The sequence below is a fragment of the Nostoc sp. CCY 9925 genome (assembly GCF_963920935.1).
Lineage (GTDB): Bacteria > Cyanobacteriota > Cyanobacteriia > Cyanobacteriales > Nostocaceae > Nostoc.
Map to the genome: position 1 here is coordinate 15,157 of NZ_CAWUDO010000090.1, position 17,284 is coordinate 32,440.

General features: G+C 42.1%; 15 protein-coding genes and 1 pseudogene. 8 read left to right on the top strand and 8 right to left on the bottom strand.

Translation table 11 applies throughout. The annotated features are described in order from the left end of the window. Nucleotides 1–59 precede the first annotated feature (59 nt). Nucleotides 60–3,197, top strand: a complete 3,138-nt coding sequence (locus ACM0OY_RS31065; RefSeq protein WP_414572620.1) for a GAF domain-containing protein — start codon at nucleotides 60–62, stop codon at nucleotides 3,195–3,197. A 168-nt stretch (nucleotides 3,198–3,365) separates the two neighbouring features. On the opposite strand, the gene ACM0OY_RS31070 is transcribed toward ACM0OY_RS31065, so the two are convergent. Beyond that, nucleotides 3,366–4,559: a LeuA family protein gene (locus ACM0OY_RS31070; protein WP_414572621.1), complete on the bottom strand. Its 1,194-nt coding sequence runs from the start codon at nucleotides 4,557–4,559 to the stop codon at nucleotides 3,366–3,368. Between the two features lie 274 nt (nucleotides 4,560–4,833). Then, complete coding sequence (gene cax, locus ACM0OY_RS31075; protein WP_414572622.1) at nucleotides 4,834–5,955, bottom strand: calcium/proton exchanger; 1,122 nt, start codon at nucleotides 5,953–5,955, stop codon at nucleotides 4,834–4,836. Nucleotides 5,956–6,508: 553 nt separating this feature from the next. Here cax and ACM0OY_RS31080 point away from each other — a divergent pair. Then, the gene (locus ACM0OY_RS31080; RefSeq protein WP_414572623.1) at nucleotides 6,509–9,205 is read left to right on the top strand and encodes a DUF3536 domain-containing protein; all 2,697 of its coding nucleotides are present in this window, start codon (nucleotides 6,509–6,511) and stop codon (nucleotides 9,203–9,205) included. Nucleotides 9,206–9,263: 58 nt separating this feature from the next. Here ACM0OY_RS31080 and ACM0OY_RS31085 read toward each other — a convergent pair whose 3' ends face one another. Then, nucleotides 9,264–9,422, bottom strand: a complete 159-nt coding sequence (locus ACM0OY_RS31085) for an HNH endonuclease (protein WP_414572632.1) — start codon at nucleotides 9,420–9,422, stop codon at nucleotides 9,264–9,266. A gap of 116 nt (nucleotides 9,423–9,538) precedes the next feature. Beyond that, nucleotides 9,539–9,670 carry a hypothetical protein gene (locus ACM0OY_RS31090; RefSeq protein ID WP_414572624.1) on the bottom strand — a complete coding sequence of 44 codons (132 nt, stop codon included), beginning with the start codon at nucleotides 9,668–9,670 and terminating at the stop codon, nucleotides 9,539–9,541. A gap of 88 nt (nucleotides 9,671–9,758) precedes the next feature. On the opposite strand from ACM0OY_RS31090, the gene ACM0OY_RS31095 reads away from it, so the two are divergent. From ACM0OY_RS31095 to ACM0OY_RS31105, 3 genes are all read left to right on the top strand, one after another. After that, entirely contained in the window at nucleotides 9,759–10,019 is a 261-nt protein-coding gene (locus ACM0OY_RS31095) for a hypothetical protein (protein ID WP_414572625.1), read from the top strand. Then, nucleotides 10,016–10,471 (top strand): type II toxin-antitoxin system VapC family toxin, encoded by a 456-nt coding sequence (locus ACM0OY_RS31100; RefSeq protein ID WP_414572626.1) that lies wholly within the window; start codon nucleotides 10,016–10,018, stop codon nucleotides 10,469–10,471. Before ACM0OY_RS31095 ends, ACM0OY_RS31100 begins: the two co-directional genes overlap by 4 nt. Nucleotides 10,472–10,717: 246 nt before the next feature. Further along, on the top strand, nucleotides 10,718–11,908 hold the full coding sequence (locus ACM0OY_RS31105) for a PAS domain S-box protein (RefSeq protein ID WP_414572627.1): 1,191 nt from the start codon (nucleotides 10,718–10,720) through the stop codon (nucleotides 11,906–11,908). Nucleotides 11,909–12,347: 439 nt separating this feature from the next. On the opposite strand, the gene ACM0OY_RS31110 is transcribed toward ACM0OY_RS31105, so the two are convergent. The 3 genes from ACM0OY_RS31110 to ACM0OY_RS31120 form a co-directional block, all read right to left on the bottom strand. Next, the gene (locus ACM0OY_RS31110) at nucleotides 12,348–12,731 is read right to left on the bottom strand and encodes a type II toxin-antitoxin system HicB family antitoxin (protein WP_414572628.1); all 384 of its coding nucleotides are present in this window, start codon (nucleotides 12,729–12,731) and stop codon (nucleotides 12,348–12,350) included. 143 nt (nucleotides 12,732–12,874) lie between these two features. Beyond that, nucleotides 12,875–13,480: a Uma2 family endonuclease gene (locus tag ACM0OY_RS31115; RefSeq protein ID WP_414572629.1), complete on the bottom strand. Its 606-nt coding sequence runs from the start codon at nucleotides 13,478–13,480 to the stop codon at nucleotides 12,875–12,877. A 310-nt stretch (nucleotides 13,481–13,790) separates the two neighbouring features. Continuing rightward, a complete protein-coding gene (locus ACM0OY_RS31120) occupies nucleotides 13,791–14,198 on the bottom strand; it encodes a universal stress protein (protein WP_073640779.1) in 408 nt (135 codons plus the stop codon). Between the two features lie 89 nt (nucleotides 14,199–14,287). Here ACM0OY_RS31120 and ACM0OY_RS31125 point away from each other — a divergent pair, with 89 nt between their 5' ends. Both ACM0OY_RS31125 and ACM0OY_RS31130 read left to right on the top strand, forming a co-directional pair. Further along, complete coding sequence (locus ACM0OY_RS31125) at nucleotides 14,288–15,490, top strand: phosphoglycerate kinase (RefSeq protein WP_414572630.1); 1,203 nt, start codon at nucleotides 14,288–14,290, stop codon at nucleotides 15,488–15,490. Nucleotides 15,491–15,601: 111 nt separating this feature from the next. Then, the gene (locus tag ACM0OY_RS31130; RefSeq protein WP_414572633.1) at nucleotides 15,602–15,718 is read left to right on the top strand and encodes an NUDIX hydrolase N-terminal domain-containing protein; all 117 of its coding nucleotides are present in this window, start codon (nucleotides 15,602–15,604) and stop codon (nucleotides 15,716–15,718) included. A gap of 279 nt (nucleotides 15,719–15,997) precedes the next feature. Here the strand turns inward: ACM0OY_RS31130 and ACM0OY_RS31135 are convergent, their stop codons facing one another. Further along, entirely contained in the window at nucleotides 15,998–16,795 is a 798-nt protein-coding gene (locus tag ACM0OY_RS31135; RefSeq protein ID WP_414572631.1) for a peroxiredoxin-like family protein, read from the bottom strand. A 3-nt stretch (nucleotides 16,796–16,798) separates the two neighbouring features. On the opposite strand from ACM0OY_RS31135, the pseudogene ACM0OY_RS31140 reads away from it, so the two are divergent. Further along, a pseudogene (locus ACM0OY_RS31140) lies at nucleotides 16,799–16,873 on the top strand (DNA-binding response regulator); the annotation flags it as partial. Between the last annotated feature and the right edge of the window lie 411 nt (nucleotides 16,874–17,284).

Sequence of the window (17,284 nt, forward strand, 5' to 3'; positions counted from 1 at the left end):
TTGCGATGGTTGAGGGAATTATGAAATGAGAACTTTTAATATTTAAAATTCCCCAGGGAATGGAAAACTCCTCTATTATTCAACCCATAGAACCAAATTCACCAAATTCACAACAGCAAGAATCTCATTGTGATGTGACATTTTCCTTGCGTCAGAATGAGCAACAAAAAGCTTTGTCTGGAGTTGTTGCCCGAATTCGTGAATCTTTAGATATAGACGCCATTTTTAAAATTACAGTTACTGAAGTCCGTCAGCTTCTAAAAAGCGATCGGGTCGGTGTGTTTCGTTTTTATCCTGATTTGGCATGGGAAGGAGAATTTATCTATGAAGATGTGGGAAGTGAATGGAGTTCAGCACTAGCAGCCAAAGTGCGCGATCACTGCTTTGCCCAAGAGTTTGCACAACTCTATCAGCAAGGTCGAATTAAAGCAACAGCTGATATTCATCAAGTTAGCGCCAGTGACTGCTACGTCCAGATTTTAGAAAGATTTCAGGTACGTGCCAATATAGTTGCTCCCTTGTTGAAAGGTAAAAATTTATGGGGATTGTTATGTATTCATCAGTGCCATAGTCCTCGTGAATGGGAAGTATCAGAAATTGAGTTTGTGCAACTCATTGCCGAACATCTAGGAGTAGCTTTACAACAAGCAGATTACCTAGAACAAGTGAAACTACAATCGGCACAACTAGCACAAGCCAAAGCTAAAGAAAAAGCAGCAGAATGGCAGAGAACTATAGCCATAACTATTGAGAAAATTCGTCAGTCCCTCGACTTGGAAAGCATTTTCCGCACCAGTACCGCAGAACTCAGACAGCTACTAAATGCCGATCGCGTGGCGATTTATCGCTTCAATTCCGATTGGAGTGGTAAATTTGTATTTGAATCAGTGGCAGAGGGGTGGACTTCGCTGATAGATGAGCAATTGCGACGCCCAGAATTGAGCGAAAATGTTAGCGAATGTAGTGCTAAAGATTTAGCTAAACCCCCGATTGCTGATACCTACTTACAAGAAACAGCAGGTGGTCGTTTTAGCAGAAGTGAAGTTTACCGTATTTGTAATGATATTTACAATGCAGGTTTTAGCGATTGCTACATTAAAATTTTAGAGATCTATCAAGCAAAAGCTTATGCGATCATTGCTATTTACCACGGTCAGAAGCTTTGGGGGTTGCTAGCAGTATACCAAAACGCCGGAACTCGCGATTGGCAAGAAGATGAGGTTTACTTGCTCACCCAAGTTAGTACCCAACTAGGTGTAGCTTTGCAGCAAGCCGAATTCTTACAACAAATGCAACTCCAAGCAGCACAAATCAGTAAAGCTGCTGAAAGGCAAAGAGCGTTAGCGAACACTGTAGAAAAAATTCGTCAGTCACTGGAAATCGAAGCTATTTTTAAAACCACTACTCAAGAAGTGCGACGATTATTAGAAGTAGAACGAGTGGCAATTTATCGTTTTTATCCTGATTGGAGTGGCGAATTTGTCGCTGATTCGATTGTTGATGGCTGGACGCCAGTGGTTAAGCCCCAACCTGTAACGGAAGGCGTTCTTGTGCAAGGAACCCAAGCAGGTAAGTATGCACGTAATGAAGTTTTTGTCCCTATTTCTCAAGGCGAGAAGCTTTGGGGATTGCTAGTAGCTTATCAAAACTCCCAGCCCCGTTATTGGCAAGATGAGGAAATTAACTTGCTGGCACAAGTTGGTGTGCAATTGGGGGTAGCATTACAACAAGCTGAATCCTTGAGACAGGTACAAGTCCAAGCTCAGAAGCTGGCTAAAGCTGCTGAAAGGGAGAAAGCCTTAGCCGCAACAGTAGAGAAAATTCGCCAATCTCTTGATATTGACACCATTTTTGCTACCAGCACAGAAGAAGTCCGACGCCTATTAGAAGTTGATAGAGTGACAATCTATCGATTCCGGGCTGATTGGAGTGGGGAATTTGTCGCCGAGTCTTTAGGCCAAGGTTGGATACCAGTTAGGGAACTTGTAAGTGCGATGTCTACCACGGGCTACGCCTACGCAGATGATTACTTGCAAAATACCCAAGGTGGAGACTTTGCTAATGGTCAAATACTTGTCATTAAGGATATTTACAAGGCTAGTTATTCTATTTATCATATTCCCTTGATAGAGCTAATTGAAGCTAGGGCATATATGATTGTGCCGATTTTTCAGGGTGAGAAACTCTGGGGATTACTAGCAGCGTATCAAAATATGAAGCCCCGTGATTGGCAAGAAGATGAAGTAGATTTGCTGATGCAGATTGGTACTCAGTTAGGAGTAGGGCTTCAACAAGCGGAATTACTCGAACAGACTCAACGCCAAAAAGAAGAACTCACCGAGACTATCAAAGAATTACAGCAGACTCAAAGCCAATTGATTCAAAGCGAGAAAATGGCAGGCTTAGGACAATTAGTTGCTGGGATTGCACATGAAATTAACAATCCAATTAGTTTCATTTACGGCAACATCACTTATGTTACTGAACATGCTGAAAATCTCTTAAAATTACTCCGCATCTATGAAAAACAATATCCCCAAATAACAGCCGAAATACCAAAGCAAGCAGCCGAAATAGATTTAGATTTTATTGCCGATGACTTACCAAAGATTCTCACTTCAATGACAATGGGTGCAGACCGGATTTCTCAATTGGTATTGTCTTTACGAAGTTTTTCTCGTCTTGATGAAGCCGAAATGAAACCCGTCGATTTGCATGAAGGTATTGATAGTACTTTGTTAATTTTACAACATCGATTGCAACCACAGACTAATTCTTTTGCCATTGAAATAATTAAGGAATTTGGTGATTTACCTCCGGTAGTCTGCTATGCAGCGCAGATGAATCAGGTATTTATGAATATTCTCAATAATGCGATCGATGCTCTGGAACATGCAGTAAATTTTGGTCAAATAATTGACAATCCCAAAATATGGATTCGGACAAAAATTCGAGAATGGAATACTATTATCATTTGCATTGCGGACAATGGTTGTGGTATTCCAGAGGTAGTGCGATCGCGCATTTTTGAACCTTTCTTTACTACTAAGCAACCCGGTCAAGGTACGGGTTTGGGGCTATCTATTAGCTATCAAATTATTGTGGAAAAACATGGCGGTAATATCAAGTGTGTTTCTCACCCTGGTAAAGGCTGTGAGTTCTGGATAGAAATTCCCATGAAACACAGAGTTACTTGAAGAAGAATATAGAACTCAGAATTCAGCATTTTCGTGAAATGGGATGACACCAATATTGCTGTTTTGTTAAAAACTAGCTTAGGTCTATTATGTCTATCTAATTACCCATCAAAAAAGCTCTCCGCGTCCCCACGTATTTGCATCCCCGCGTCAGTATAGTAGGTAAGCTCAACCAGGAACTGAACAAATCTCTATAGTAATTATTTGGCTAACAGTGCAACGCTCTACAATTGCTGGTAACTCCTTTTCAATATCAATTGGAGTTCCTCTTTTAGCAATTTCTTTTATTTGTTGAAAAATTTTAATTACTAAATCTTGGTTCTCAGCCAGTTCTTCTTTACCAATCTGCTTGAGAGCCAGTTTGATAGCAATATATCCTGATTGCACCCCTAATGCCAAGCTACTTTTAATTCCCAAAATTTCTGGATTTAAACTCTGATAAAGCCTTTCGTCTTTTGCTACAGCATTGACATGAACGCCTGCGTAGTGGGTAAAGGCATTTTTTCCGACTAAGGGATGATGAGGAGAAATAGATATGTGGGAATGCTCGCTGACAAAATTATATAATTCCTTTAAATGGCTCAAATTCCAAGATGATTTTTCTTCAACTATATCTGTTAGGTTTATGAGTAATTCTGCTAAATCAACAATGCCAGAACGTTCCCCTAGTCCCATAACAGTTACATCAATAATATCGGCTCCTGCCTTGTAAGCATCTAGCGCATTCGCTAAGGCTAAACCGCGATCATTATGGCAATGAATTTCTATTTTTGGATATAATTCCTGTTTTGCAAATTCCTGTTTGAGGGTTTTCACATAATAAGAAATACTGCGATTTTCAGCAAATGGTGTTGTGTATCCAGTTGTATCAGCTATGCTGATGATATTAGCTCCTGCTCGTACTGCTGCGATCGCCGCTGCAATCACATTTTCCATAGGCGATCGCACTGTATCTTCTGGAGTATAACGAATTACTAAGTTTTCTTGCTGCTCTCTGGCATAAGTTATAACTTCAACAATTTTTTCTATTGCTTTTTCTAGGCCAATATCATAATCCTGTTGCAATCGTTTCTCGGAGACGCTAAAAAATATCCCTAAAAAATTGACACCACACTCTAGGGCTTTTTTAACATCGTCTTTTCGACAAAGGCAATGAGCGCCTATTTTGGCCTTAAGACCAGCATTGGCAATACGAGCGATCGCTAAAGCAATTTCGCTATCTACTGCCGGATTACCAGCTTCAATAATATCAATTCCTATGCGGTCTAAAAACTGAGCGATCGCTAACTTGATCTCAGGAGGAAAATAAACTCCAGGAGTTTGTTCCCCTTCTCTCAAAGTAGAATCCAGAATTTGAATCATCTCTTCTATGAAATTTAGGAATAAATTTTCACTAAATTTTCTCTGTGGTTGATTATACTAAGCCTTGAATACCACAACGCAGCAATTTAATATAAAAAATGTGATAAAAAATACAATTTTCTGGAAAAAACTTGAGAATATAATTTTTAGTAATTATTTTATATCTTTGGAAATAGGTAATTAGACGACTAATTACCTAAAATCAATAGCGATCGCTTTGCCTTCAACTTGGAGCGATGTCTACGACGGGCTACGCCTACGCCATGTAAATTAACTAACCCATACCATCCATCACTGGATGGAAGTAGAAGGCGAACCCCAACACTGTATAAGCAGCTAATAATAAAGTGCCTTCGAGCCAATTAGACCTACCATCGGAACTAATGGTATTTGCAATCAACACTGACACAACCACAGCTACTAATTCAAAGGGTTTGAAATCCAAATCCATTGGCTGACCAAGCACCAATCCTGCTATCACCAACACAGGCGCGACAAATAGGGCAATCTGCATACTCGATCCCACAGCCACGGAAAGGGAAAGATCCATTTTATCTTTCATTGCTACGGTGACTGCTGTGGCGTGTTCAGCAGCGTTACCAATGATGGGAACCAAAATCACCCCTGTAAACAATGATGTTAAACCTAGCTGGGATGTAGCCACTTCTAAAGAATCCACCAGCATTTCTGACTCAACTGCCACTAACAAGGTGCATACTAGCAGCACACCACCCCACAACATAACATTGGGTTTGCTATGAGAAATTTCCTCTTCTTCTGTTTCTGCTACACCCACATCATACAAATAGGAGTGAGTTTTCATCGAAAACAGCAGCGTTAGGGCGTAAACCAGGATTAAGACTACGGCAACGGCAACAGATAGATATTGCAGCGTTTGTTCGTTAACTCCTGTAGCGGTGTAGTTCATAGCTGTGGGCAACAAAATGGCAATCACAGCCAAATTCATGGAAGCAGCATTCACCCGCGCCACAATTGGCTGAAATGTTTGTTCTTTGTAACGCAGCCCTCCCAAAAGCATGGAAAGACCCATCACCAGCAGTAAGTTACCGATAATCGATCCCGTGATACTGGCTTTGACTACATCTATCAAACCAGCCTTCAGCGCTACTAGCGCTATGATTAATTCTGTAGCATTGCCAAAAGTGGCGTTTAATAACCCCCCTAATGACGGCCCCACTACTACAGCAATTTCTTCTGTGGCCGTTCCCATCCAAGCCGCTAAAGGCAAAATCGCTAATCCAGCTGTAATGAAAACTATCAATTCTCCCCACTCTAGAAAGTGGGCTGCCAGAGAAACCGGGATAAACAGTAACAAAACCAGAAAAATAATGTTTTTAGTTGACATTTGTTGGTTTGAGTTGAGGGTATCATGCACAGCGGGTAGTCCTAAATTTTAAATCTGGAGTGTTGAATTAAAAATTACTTTGACTCATCACTCCCATAGGATACTCTCAACCGTCTGTAGGCCAATTCAGAGATTTTACTGTTTTCAGTTTACTCCTGTGCATGTTATGTAAAATAATGTTGCGATTTAAGAAGAGGTCGTAATCCTTTGTTGCAAAAGTATGAAATGGATTCAGAATATTACACCAACAATGGGGTTTAATATATTAAAAGACAATTAAGTTTTTGATTGGCGCTGCCAACGAGAAAACCCCTAAATGAGGCGTTGTTAAATGGCTAATTACTTGAAGCCTTCGGGGAAAGGGCTGTCTTGCAAAGTTCCTTTAAGTCGGCAGAGCCGCCCAACGGACTTTGCGCTGTGCGATAACGCAGATTTCCCACTATACTAAAACGGCTTTCTCAAAAATTTGGTTGTATTTCATAGTTGTTGTTTATACCGGATTTTGTGTTCAAACCATTGAAGAAACGTTTATGCACAAAGTTTAACGGTGCAACTGCGAGTTTTTTGTTTTGGATATATATACATGACTTCTGCTGCACAAATGCCAGCTAACTCTGGCTCAACGTCAACATTACATTCAGATTCTAAGAACACTCACGAGAGCGATCCCCTGAGAACGGCTCATGGTGTTTATGTGACGGTGCATGGTCATTTTTACCAGCCACCGAGGGAAAATCCCTATCTGGACGCAATTGAACGCCAACCGAGCGCTGCACCTTTCCATGACTGGAATGAGCGGATTCATTGGGAATGCTATCGCCCGAATGCTTTTGCCAGAGTCTTAAATGACCGAGGCGAAGTGATGGGGATCGTCAACAATTATGAGTATTTTAGCTTTAATATCGGCCCAACGCTGATGTCGTGGCTAGAACGCTACGATCTGGAAGTTTATCAGCGGATTTTGGAGGCCGATGCCAAGAGCAGTCAACGGTTGCATGGTCACGGGAATGCGATCGCGCAAGTATACAATCACATCATCATGCCTCTGGCGAATGAACGCGACAAATATACCCAAATTCGCTGGGGTAAAGAAGACTTCCGTTCCCGGTTTGGACGCGATCCCGAAGGTATGTGGCTAGCAGAAACCGGTGTAGACTACCCCACCCTAGAAGCTTTAGTTGCGGAAGGTATTCGCTTCGTTATCCTTGCACCGTCTCAAGCACAGCGCTGCCGCCCCTTCCCAACTAAAGATAACCCCAATCCTGAATGGTACGAAGTCGGCGGTAGTCAGATCGATCCCACCCGTCCCTATCGTTGTTATTTGAAGCCTACGCTGGATACTTCATCTTCCCCTCTAAGTACGATCCACGATAGTTCCAAGGATGGAAGTAGGGAAGGATTACCCTATATTGATATCTTCTTCTACGATGGCCCCATATCGCGGGACATGGGTTTTAGTGATGTGGTTTATAATTCCACTCACTTTGCTGGACGTATCGGTTCGGCGGTGCGTGGGGATCATCGTCCAGCGCAGTTGATTTCTGTGGCTACAGATGGGGAAACCTTCGGACATCATAAGAAAGGAACTGAAAAAACTTTAGCCTACGCCTTCACAACAGAATTTCCTGAGCAAGGTTGGACGGTGACGAACTTTGCCCACTACCTGAGTTTAAATTCTCCTAGTTGGGAAGTGGAATTGAAGCCCATCACAGCCTGGAGTTGTGCCCACGGTGTAGACAGATGGCAAGATAACTGTGGTTGCGGTGGAGAAGGTGGTGTTTGGCATCAAAAATGGCGTCGTCCGTTGCGGGATGCTCTGAATTGGCTGCGGGATCAGCTAATTGAGGTGTATGAGGAATATGGGAGACTGCTATTTCGCGATCCCTGGCAAGCACGGGATGAATATATTCAAGTGATGCGCGATCGCTCAAGCGCCAATGTCAACCGTTTTCTCTCCCGCCATCAAACCCACAAACTAACAGCCGCCGAACAAGTAGATGCCTTGCGTTTGTTGGAAATGCAACGTCATGCTTTGTTGATGTTCACTAGTTGTGGCTGGTTTTTTGAAGAAATTTCCCGTCCAGAAGGAACGCAGATTCTCCGCTATGCCGCCCGTGCTTTGGAATTGGCAGGGGAAGTAGCTGGCGTACAGTTGGAAAAAGGCTTCGTCAAACATCTTGGTCTCGCTCCCAGTAATGTCGATCTATTCAAGCATGGTGGCGAAATTTATCGACAACTGGTACTTACTGCCCAACTTGGTTTTAAACAAGTTGCAGCCCATTATGCCATTAGTTCCTTGTTTACGAATCAGGGAGCGGCACTGGGTACTGGGCACTCAACCCTGGGTACTCACACAAAGCGAGTTTATTGCTACGCCGTCAATGAGCTAGATTACCAACTCCAACGTATGGGATCGCTAACTTTGGCTGTAGGCAATTTAAAGCTGGTATCAGAAATTACCTGGGAAAGCGAACATTTAGTGTTTGCGGTTCTGCATTTGGGAGGTTGGGATTTCCACTGCTGCATCCAACAATTTACAGGACGGCGTGACTACACCCAATTAAAAGAAAAGGTGTTTGGGGCACTGCAACAAGCGAGTGCGGCTCATACGATCTTGGCAATGACGCAGTTTTTTGGCGAAGATACTTTCAGCTTGGAAAATCTATTTGCAGAAGAACGCCACCGGATTATGCGTTTGCTGAGTCAGGAAACACTGACGCGCTTAGGACAACTTTATACCCAAGTGTACCGCGATAATTATGGTGTGTTGATGGCGTTTCATCGAGATGAAATACCAGTACCACAAGAATTGCAGGTAGCGGCGGAGATAGCTTTGGGGCATCGCTGTATGATGACATTGCGATCGCTTGAGCAAGATATTACCGAGCCGCAAATGCGTTGGAACCACATAGTAGAATTAGAGGCGATCGCCACAGAAGCAAAACATCTGCGTTGTCGGCTGAATATTCCCGACGGCAAACAGATATTAGAACAACTAATAGTGCGATCGCTTTGGCAATTGTTACATGATGCCAATGGTAGCTTTAATGCAGATATCCAACAGTTGGAGCGGTTGATTGATGTCGGGGATCAATTAAACATTGATATTTCTTTACATCGATCCCAAGAATTATATTTCAGTTGTCTGCACAGTCAGATAATACCTTTGTGCCTTACTACCCTTAGCAATGAAGAAGACATTTATCAGTGCCGACAGTTGCTCAAGTTAGGCAAAAAGCTAGCAGTTGATGTCAGTATGATTGCAAATCAGTTGCCATAACATGTAGGGGCGCACAGCTAGCTGTGCGCCCCTTGAACGTATTGCATTCACAAGAGAATTACCATAAATCAAAATGGCGTCTAAATCGGGGATCAATGCTATCGGTTTTCTGCTGATTACAGATAAAGCAAAGGGTTTGTAGATTGCTGATATCGTTTTGACCGCCACGAGCCAAGGGAATGATATGGTCAATAGTCAGGTTAGTTTCTATTGCAATACTTGTCGGTTAAGGGGAAAAGGGGAAGGGGAAAGGGGGAAAGAAAAAACCTTTAACCTTTACCCGGTTGGTGAGCTTGTCGAACCATTAACCTTTTCCCCAAATCCAATACCGAGTTAAAAATGCACAAAGCGAGCAGTATTGGTTTCTATTGGAGTTTTACCGCAGCTTCGGCATTGATATTTGTCACGTTGCCAGACATATTTTTTTACTTCCGGCGGAATATGAATGCGGGGAGTTTTACTCATAATTATTTAGGTAACTCTTAATAATCTAGTTATTTTAATTCACCCATTGCTAGCATTAAATAAAGTCAGCGCAATCAAAATATAGAAAATGTCTAAAGAATTAAACGAAATTAAAACACTTGCTAACAAACTCACACCCGAAGAACAATTGGATTTAATCGCTTATCTAACGCAAAGGCTGCAACGTTGCGAAATTAAACGTAAACCAAGCCGCAATATTATGGAGTTTATCGGAATAGCACCCAATCTCATGGGAGGAATGGATGCTCAGGAATACGTTAGACGCATACGGAGTGGAGAGCCTTTAGAACCAGAGAGCGAAGAAGTGCAATCAAGGAAAGAAGAGTGAATATTACGGAAAGTTTACAGGGTGTAACGCGGTTGTTTCTAGATACTGCACCAGTTATCTATGCTGTTGAGCGACAACCACAGTATTTGCCAATTGTTAGAGTTGTTTTTGAACGCATCTTCAGCGGTTTAGCAGTAGGTATTGCTTCACCAGTGACTTTAGCTGAGTGTTTAGTTCGTCCTTATAGTGTAGGACAACTGGAGTTACAGCAAGAATTTATAGAGTTAATGACCAATAATGAAAACATTGAATTTGTATTAATTAATAACTCATATATAGCAATAGAAGCTGCTCGGATGCGTGCTATGTACAATCTACAATTACCTGATGCTTTTCAGATAGCCGTAGCTTTAGCAGCAGGTTGTGAAGCTTTTTTAACGAATGATGTCACATTCAAGCGGATTACAGAGTTAGAAGTACTGGTGTTAAATGACTTTGTTACTGCTGAATAAATAAGAATTGTCGAAACAAAAATCTAATTTCTCGTATATAAATGCGGAAATTGGTTTTATTTTCTTATAGTTATATAGTTTTTGTATTTAAAAAAGCAAATAAACATCTGTCTAAAGATAGATTTTTGTAGATTTACTCTTGTTCTAAGCATTTTTGAGAACTATGTATGCAAAAATCAGTTTTATTGATAGATGAATTGGGAATATTTTATTTTATGCAAAGAATAATATTGGCAATGAAATCACTTGAGAGCAAATCTAGATTATTATTTTTTTAGAAAAAGCAAAAAACTAGAGAAGATCCTAACCGATCGCAATTTGCTTTTGCAGCAGCAGGTTGCTGAACTTCCCCTAGAACTACAACGAGAAATAGCTGAACGGAAGCAGGCAGAAATAGCACTTTTAGAAAGTGAGACGCGATTTCGGCTATTGGCAGAAGCAACATTTGAGGCGATCGCCATTACCGAACAAGGCATACTTTTAGATACTAACCAAACCTGTGCTGAGATGTTTGGTTATGAAATTTCTGAGTTGGTTGGTATGCGTGTCATGGATTTTACTGCTCCTGAATACCGGGAACAGGTGATGCAGAAGATTCGCTCCGGGTATGAGGGAATTTATGAAACTGTTTGCCTCCGTAAGGATGGAACCACATTTCCAGTAGAGATTAGAGCCAGAGTCATGTCGTATCGCGGGCGTAGCATCAGAATAGCCGCAATACAGGATATCACTAGTCGCAAGCAGGCTCAACAGGCAACCGTATTAGCAGAACGCAACCGCTTGGCACAGGAAATCCACGATACTTTAGCGCAAGCCTTCGCCGTTGTTATTGTCCACTTGGACACCGCCTCACAAAAACTAACGACAGATACAGCAGCGGCTCAAGCATTAATCAAAGCAGGGCGCGACTTGGCGCATTCTGGACTGACTGAAGCACGCCGTTCGATTAAAGCATTACGCTCCCAATTGTTAGAGGACGGCGACATTTTTAATGCTCTCAATCATTTCGCCACACACCTATTTTCCCCTACCAATACACATATTGTCTGCCAAGTAATAGGCGAAATCTACCCCTTACCTCCAGATGTTGAAAACAACTTGCTCCGTATTGGACAGGAAGCATTAACCAATGCTTTCAAGTACGCCAAAGCTAAGGAAATCCAAATTGAACTGGCCTATCAACAAAGCCAATCCAGCTTGCGAATCAAAGATGATGGACAAGGGTTTGATATGGGCAGTGTATCTATTATCAACAGCTTTGGGTTTTTAGTCATGAGCGAACGAGCTGAACGCATCGGGGCAAAGTTAACAATTCAAAGTTGCCCAGGGCAGGGAACAGAAATTATTGTATTGGTTAAAAGCAGGAAAGATGAACAAATAGCACGCAAGCATGGTAGATTCGTGATTTACAGCCAAGCTGATGGATTTGTTCGCTAAATCGGATAAAACTTGCTCTGATTTGCGTAAAGTTCTAGTTTTTTTATGGATATTTACTTAGGGCGTTGCCTAATTGCTTGATGATTTAAGACTTTTAGCCAAGGGTAAATCTAGATTCTTTGAGGTTTTGCGCCTTTGGAGGAAACAAAATTCATGTCACTAATTAGCAACGCGCAATTTATAGCGCTTCTCGTTTGGATGCAATACATTTTGACCTCTCTCCTTTTAGGCTATCCATTACCCGGATCTTTCTCAACATTTGCGAGAGTATTCACTCACGTTTCTTACAACCCTTATTGGTCTGTTGTTAATTCTCAATAAAAACCTAATTTTAGCGAGAATATTAAGAGCCAATTTGTCAAGTATGCCTCACACCTCAGTGTTTAAGATGCCTACAAAACAAACGTTTCAAGATTGTAAAGAAAGATGTGACTAATAGTCACTTTACCTCGGATTCTGCATCGATCTGTCTATAATATTCCTCCATTTCTGCATCAACTTGACGATGTTCTGCTTCTATCTCAGCCAATACCTCATCAAAAAGTGGATTATCCTTGTACATACCAGCTACTTTCATCCAAGGATTATCTGTTTGGGGAGAATCTATTTCTAAAGTAACTATTTTTGAATTTTTTAAACGTTTTCGTAAAAGCTGCTGTAGATTTTCCAGAGCTTCATTTTCAGTTTTACCTGAACTTTTACAGTCTGATAAGCCTAGTACCACTGCACTAAATCTACCATCTTGCTCATTTTTAACCAGCACACTATAACTTAGCTTAGAAGTGTTAGTATCAGAATTTGTTGAAGGACTAAAATTAATCATAGTTTTTGACGTTTATTTATATGTTTGAATCTTAAATATATTCCTCAATTTTGCAAGCATATCAGTTTCAAAGTTTGTGCTAACTACTTCCATCATCAGTTTAAGCGATCGCCAAGCTCGTAATTACGGCTGATGATATGCTTTTAACGAGGCAAAATGTCATTTAAGCGAATATGAAGGCCAGGGAAAAGCGGCGAATTAATTGATTGGTTTAGCCGATATTGTTGTTGAGTATAAGTGTCTTCAACCAGTTGGCAAACAGTGAAAGTAGGTTGTTTGGGTTTACCAATAAATGCCACACCGCCCAATCCTCGATAATCGACAATCCAATATTCAGGAATGCCTAAGAGTGCATATTCCTCAACTTTCCTTGCATAGTCAGTTTCCCAATTGCTGCTAACAACTTCCACCACCAGTTTAATTGACCGTCCAAGAGTGATTACGGGTTCTCGTTCCCACAAGGGTTCGCGATCGAGAACGGTTTCATCGAGAACCACGACATCAGGGCGACGCGCTGTAGCTGTATCTGCAAAGGGGTAAATTAAACAAGTGCGAGGAATAAACCAGGGTAATTGTTCTGCAACAAGGTAGATGCCAATTTGGGTTCCAAGTTTGCCACTCACCGTTTCATGGGGGCCAGTGGGTTCCATGTCAATTAGTTCTCCGTCTGCTAGTTCATAGCGGGGATTGTCTCGGTATTGGGAGAGGAAATCTTCAAAGGTGAGAGTTTTGGCGGAGATATGTGTCATGAAAGTCAATCTCCTAAAGGGAAGTTGTTTTGATTGAAGAAGAATTCAGAATTCAGAAGTAGAAGAAATATTCAACAAGTTGACAAACAATAAAATTACAGCAAATTTCAAGTTGATGAATTATACTGTTTTAGGTCTGGTAGTTAGGCAGAGAGCGTATTATCATTCTGACTTCTGACTTCTGAGTTCTGAATTCTGCTGTAGGTTGTTTGGGTTTACCAAAAAATGCCACACCACCCATAAGCAAAAATTGCTCAAAAAATTTTAGGCGGGCGGTGCGTTACGCTGTGTTAACGCACGCTACAGGTTTTTAAGGCACAATCAACACTGGACAAGGCGCAAGGTTAATGACGCGAGTGGTGACACTATCAGTCGCTCCCTCTTCAGTCAAGCCTAGCCCCCGACAACCCATGATGATTAAATCTGCCCCGATTTCATCAGCGACATCGCAGATGGTGAAAGCTGGTTTGCCTTGCTTTTCCAGGACTTCGGATTGAATTCCTTGTCCAGAAAATAAAGATTGGGCACTTTGGAGCAATTTGGCAACTACCTCCGGTGACACCATCGGATCTCCACTAGGTGCATCTGGGGGTGGTTCTTCTACCACAGACAGCAGCACTAAGCGACTGCCGTACTTTTGGACAATGTTGGTAACTACGTCAGCAGCTTCCCGCGTCTCCCGGCTTTGATCGATTGGAAATAGTACTGTCTTAAACATCTCTATCACCTGGGCACCCCTGACTCCGGTAAAATCTGGATGGTTCTACTTTCAAAACAATAACAAAAAGGCAATCAGGAGAGTTTGCTGTGTCCAAAAAAAGTTTAGCAAGTTTATCTGCGGCTGATATTTCTGGAAAACGCGCCTTGGTGCGGGTTGATTTTAATGTGCCTGTGGATGACCAAGGCAATATCACAGACGATACTCGCATTCGCGCTGCTCTGCCAACCATCAAAGATTTGACCCAAAAGGGCGCTAAGGTCATCTTAGCAAGCCATTTTGGGCGTCCCAAGGGTGTGGATGACAAATTGCGCCTAACACCCGTGGCGAAGCGCCTCTCTGAGCTGTTGGGACAAGAAGTTGTCAAGACTGATGACTCCATTGGTGATGAAGTTGCAGCCAAGGTGGCGGCGCTGGAAAATGGGCAAGTGCTTTTACTGGAAAATGTCCGCTTCTACAAAGAAGAAGAGAAAAATGACCCAGAATTTGCCAAAAAGTTGGCAGCCAACGCTGATTTTTATGTAAATGATGCTTTTGGCACTGCACACCGCGCCCATGCTTCTACTGAAGGTGTGACTAAATTCCTGAGTCCTTCTGTGGCTGGATATTTGGTTGAGAAGGAATTGGAATATCTCCAAAACGCCATTGAAAATCCCCAGCGTCCTTTGGCTGCAATTATCGGTGGTTCCAAGGTTTCCAGTAAAATTGGCGTGATTGAAACGTTGCTGGAGAAATGCGACAAGCTGATCATTGGCGGTGGGATGATTTTCACATTCTACAAAGCCCGTGGTTTGAATGTTGGTAAGTCGTTGGTGGAAGAAGACAAACTAGAATTGGCGAAGTCTTTGGAAGCTAAGGCAAAAGAACGTGGTGTTACCTTCCTGTTACCCACAGATATTGTATCGGCAGATAAATTTGCTCCCGATGCCAATGCGACAACTGTCAGCATTGAGAATATCCCTGCTGATGGTATGGGTTTGGATATTGGCCCAGACTCAGTAAAAGTTTTCCAAGAAGCCCTTGCAGATACCAAAACGGTAATTTGGAACGGGCCAATGGGTGTGTTTGAGTTTGATAAGTTTGCAGTAGGTACAGAAGCGATCGCTCATACCCTCGCGGAAATTAGCAAAACTGGTACAACCACCATTATCGGTGGCGGCGACTCGGTGGCAGCTGTGGAAAAAGTAGGTTTAGCGGATCAAATGAGCCACATCTCCACTGGCGGCGGCGCTAGCTTGGAGTTACTTGAAGGTAAAGTATTACCTGGTATCGCAGCTTTAGATGATGCGTAAGTAGGGAATGGGGAGATAGGGAGATGGGGAGATGAGGGAGAATAATAACTCCTAACTCCGAACTCCCAATGCCCCATGCCCTATGCCCTATGCCCAATTCCCAATTCCTAAATATGGAAACAAAATGGCTGGAATGGGCGCAAAAGTTACAAGCGATTCGCCCAAAATTGTCTCACCTATTCTGAAGGTATTTATGATATCGAACGCTATAAACAATTACGAGCGTAGATGCGAAGCAGCTTGTCGTCAGACATCGCCACAAAAATTATGGTATTTACAGGTTCTGTCCTGAGAGTGGGAGTTTGTCGGCTGGTCAGATTAAGGCTTAATCGCTTAGTATCTTTAACTATTTAGAGCTAATTGGTAAACTCAACTAAAATACTTACCTTGTTAGGGTTTCAAGAATTTGAGTTAATCAAGCACTTCTTCACTGAAAATTAGACCTAGCAATTAGTTGAGTATCCTTAAGATTTTCTTGACGAATCAGTTCTTAATAGCAATTAGGAATTAGTGAGTTGAGGTCAAGCTATCTGTTTCGATCAAGGATAAAAATGATAGGGGCTGACTCATATTAGCAGCAAATCCCAGAATTCCCCGATCTCGATATTCGTAAAGTAACTCGCCTTTGGTATCAAACAGAAAAGTTCCACCACGCTGAGTTAAGTAGGTAGAATTAGGTACATAAGTATGCCAATTGCTCAAAACTTCCATCATATTCCGTAGCCGTAGAGTAGCTAATTCAAAGGGACGTTGAAAACCACTCCCGCCAGCTAATTGGAAAAACGAGCCAGCAAAAGCAGGTAGAGGAGTACCTTGAATAATTTCATTATCTTCAATCAGTTGAGGGGCTTGACGATCTCCCCTGTATCCCCGAAAAACTTCTCTTAGCGTTCCAGGACTTCCAAACCCTGCACACATTAACAGTAGATTTAGCCAAGCTTTCTGAGACAGAGAAAGTCCAGGGAGAGCAAGATTCAGACCTGAATAAAGTTTGAGTTGGTGATGTAGTTCTCCATTAGGTTCAACAAATAAATTTTCAGGTGGAAATCCTGTATATTCACAGAATCTTGTTCCTGAGGCGCGATTACCAATCCCGACCGCACGAATAGCAAGTTTTTTATCTGACAATTTTTTAGCTTCGCGTTGTAACCACCACGCATATTCAAGACTATCAAAATCCCCAAGTTGTGGCCAGACCAAAATAAGGATATATGAGGCAGTCTCGCAATTTTCTAGTAGGGTTCGGGTCATGCCATCACTAACACGCTGAAGTTCGGTCTGATTAAAGATAGTGTAAGGATTCATTTTTCTGACGGAACAGTGAGAAACCATATTTCTCATATTCTCACAAGGCTGAATTTACGCGATCGCACCCAAGCCTAGATTGTTGCTAATTCTTTCCTTACCTAGTTAGAAACAAAATCGCGATCGCAAGTCAAGGTGCGCCGATTCCAACAATTCACCTCTTGTCCTGCAATAGAAAAAGTAACATTTTTGTAGTACAATGTACTATAATAATATCCTGCGTGCCCCAACTCGTGTGAGCCTACATACTAGTACGAGAGGAAGGTAACACTGCCAAATGCAGTGAGCGTTTGTGAACGGGGAGTGCGAAGAACCTGGAAAGTAGGCCTAGAAGTAGCCATCTTTGAAAGAGTGTGTAACAACTCACCAGCGGAGTCCCTCTAGTAACTGAGAAAACGCAATGCTCCACAAACTTGCACGCAGGAAATCATTACACTAAGTAAGTCGGCGCGAAAAAACTAAACTATGTAAAGATAAGTAAATACTGAG

Coding starts and splice junctions, on each gene's coding strand:
- ACM0OY_RS31065 (WP_414572620.1), top strand. CDS start 60: ATGGAAAACTCCTCTATTATTCAACCCATAGAACCAAATTCACCAAAT.
- ACM0OY_RS31070 (WP_414572621.1), bottom strand. CDS start 4,559: ATGATTCAAATTCTGGATTCTACTTTGAGAGAAGGGGAACAAACTCCT.
- ACM0OY_RS31080 (WP_414572623.1), top strand. CDS start 6,509: ATGACTTCTGCTGCACAAATGCCAGCTAACTCTGGCTCAACGTCAACA.
- ACM0OY_RS31090 (WP_414572624.1), bottom strand. CDS start 9,670: ATGAGTAAAACTCCCCGCATTCATATTCCGCCGGAAGTAAAAAAATAT.
- ACM0OY_RS31095 (WP_414572625.1), top strand. CDS start 9,759: ATGTCTAAAGAATTAAACGAAATTAAAACACTTGCTAACAAACTCACA.
- ACM0OY_RS31110 (WP_414572628.1), bottom strand. CDS start 12,731: ATGATTAATTTTAGTCCTTCAACAAATTCTGATACTAACACTTCTAAG.
- ACM0OY_RS31115 (WP_414572629.1), bottom strand. CDS start 13,480: ATGACACATATCTCCGCCAAAACTCTCACCTTTGAAGATTTCCTCTCC.
- ACM0OY_RS31120 (WP_073640779.1), bottom strand. CDS start 14,198: ATGTTTAAGACAGTACTATTTCCAATCGATCAAAGCCGGGAGACGCGG.
- ACM0OY_RS31135 (WP_414572631.1), bottom strand. CDS start 16,795: ATGAATCCTTACACTATCTTTAATCAGACCGAACTTCAGCGTGTTAGT.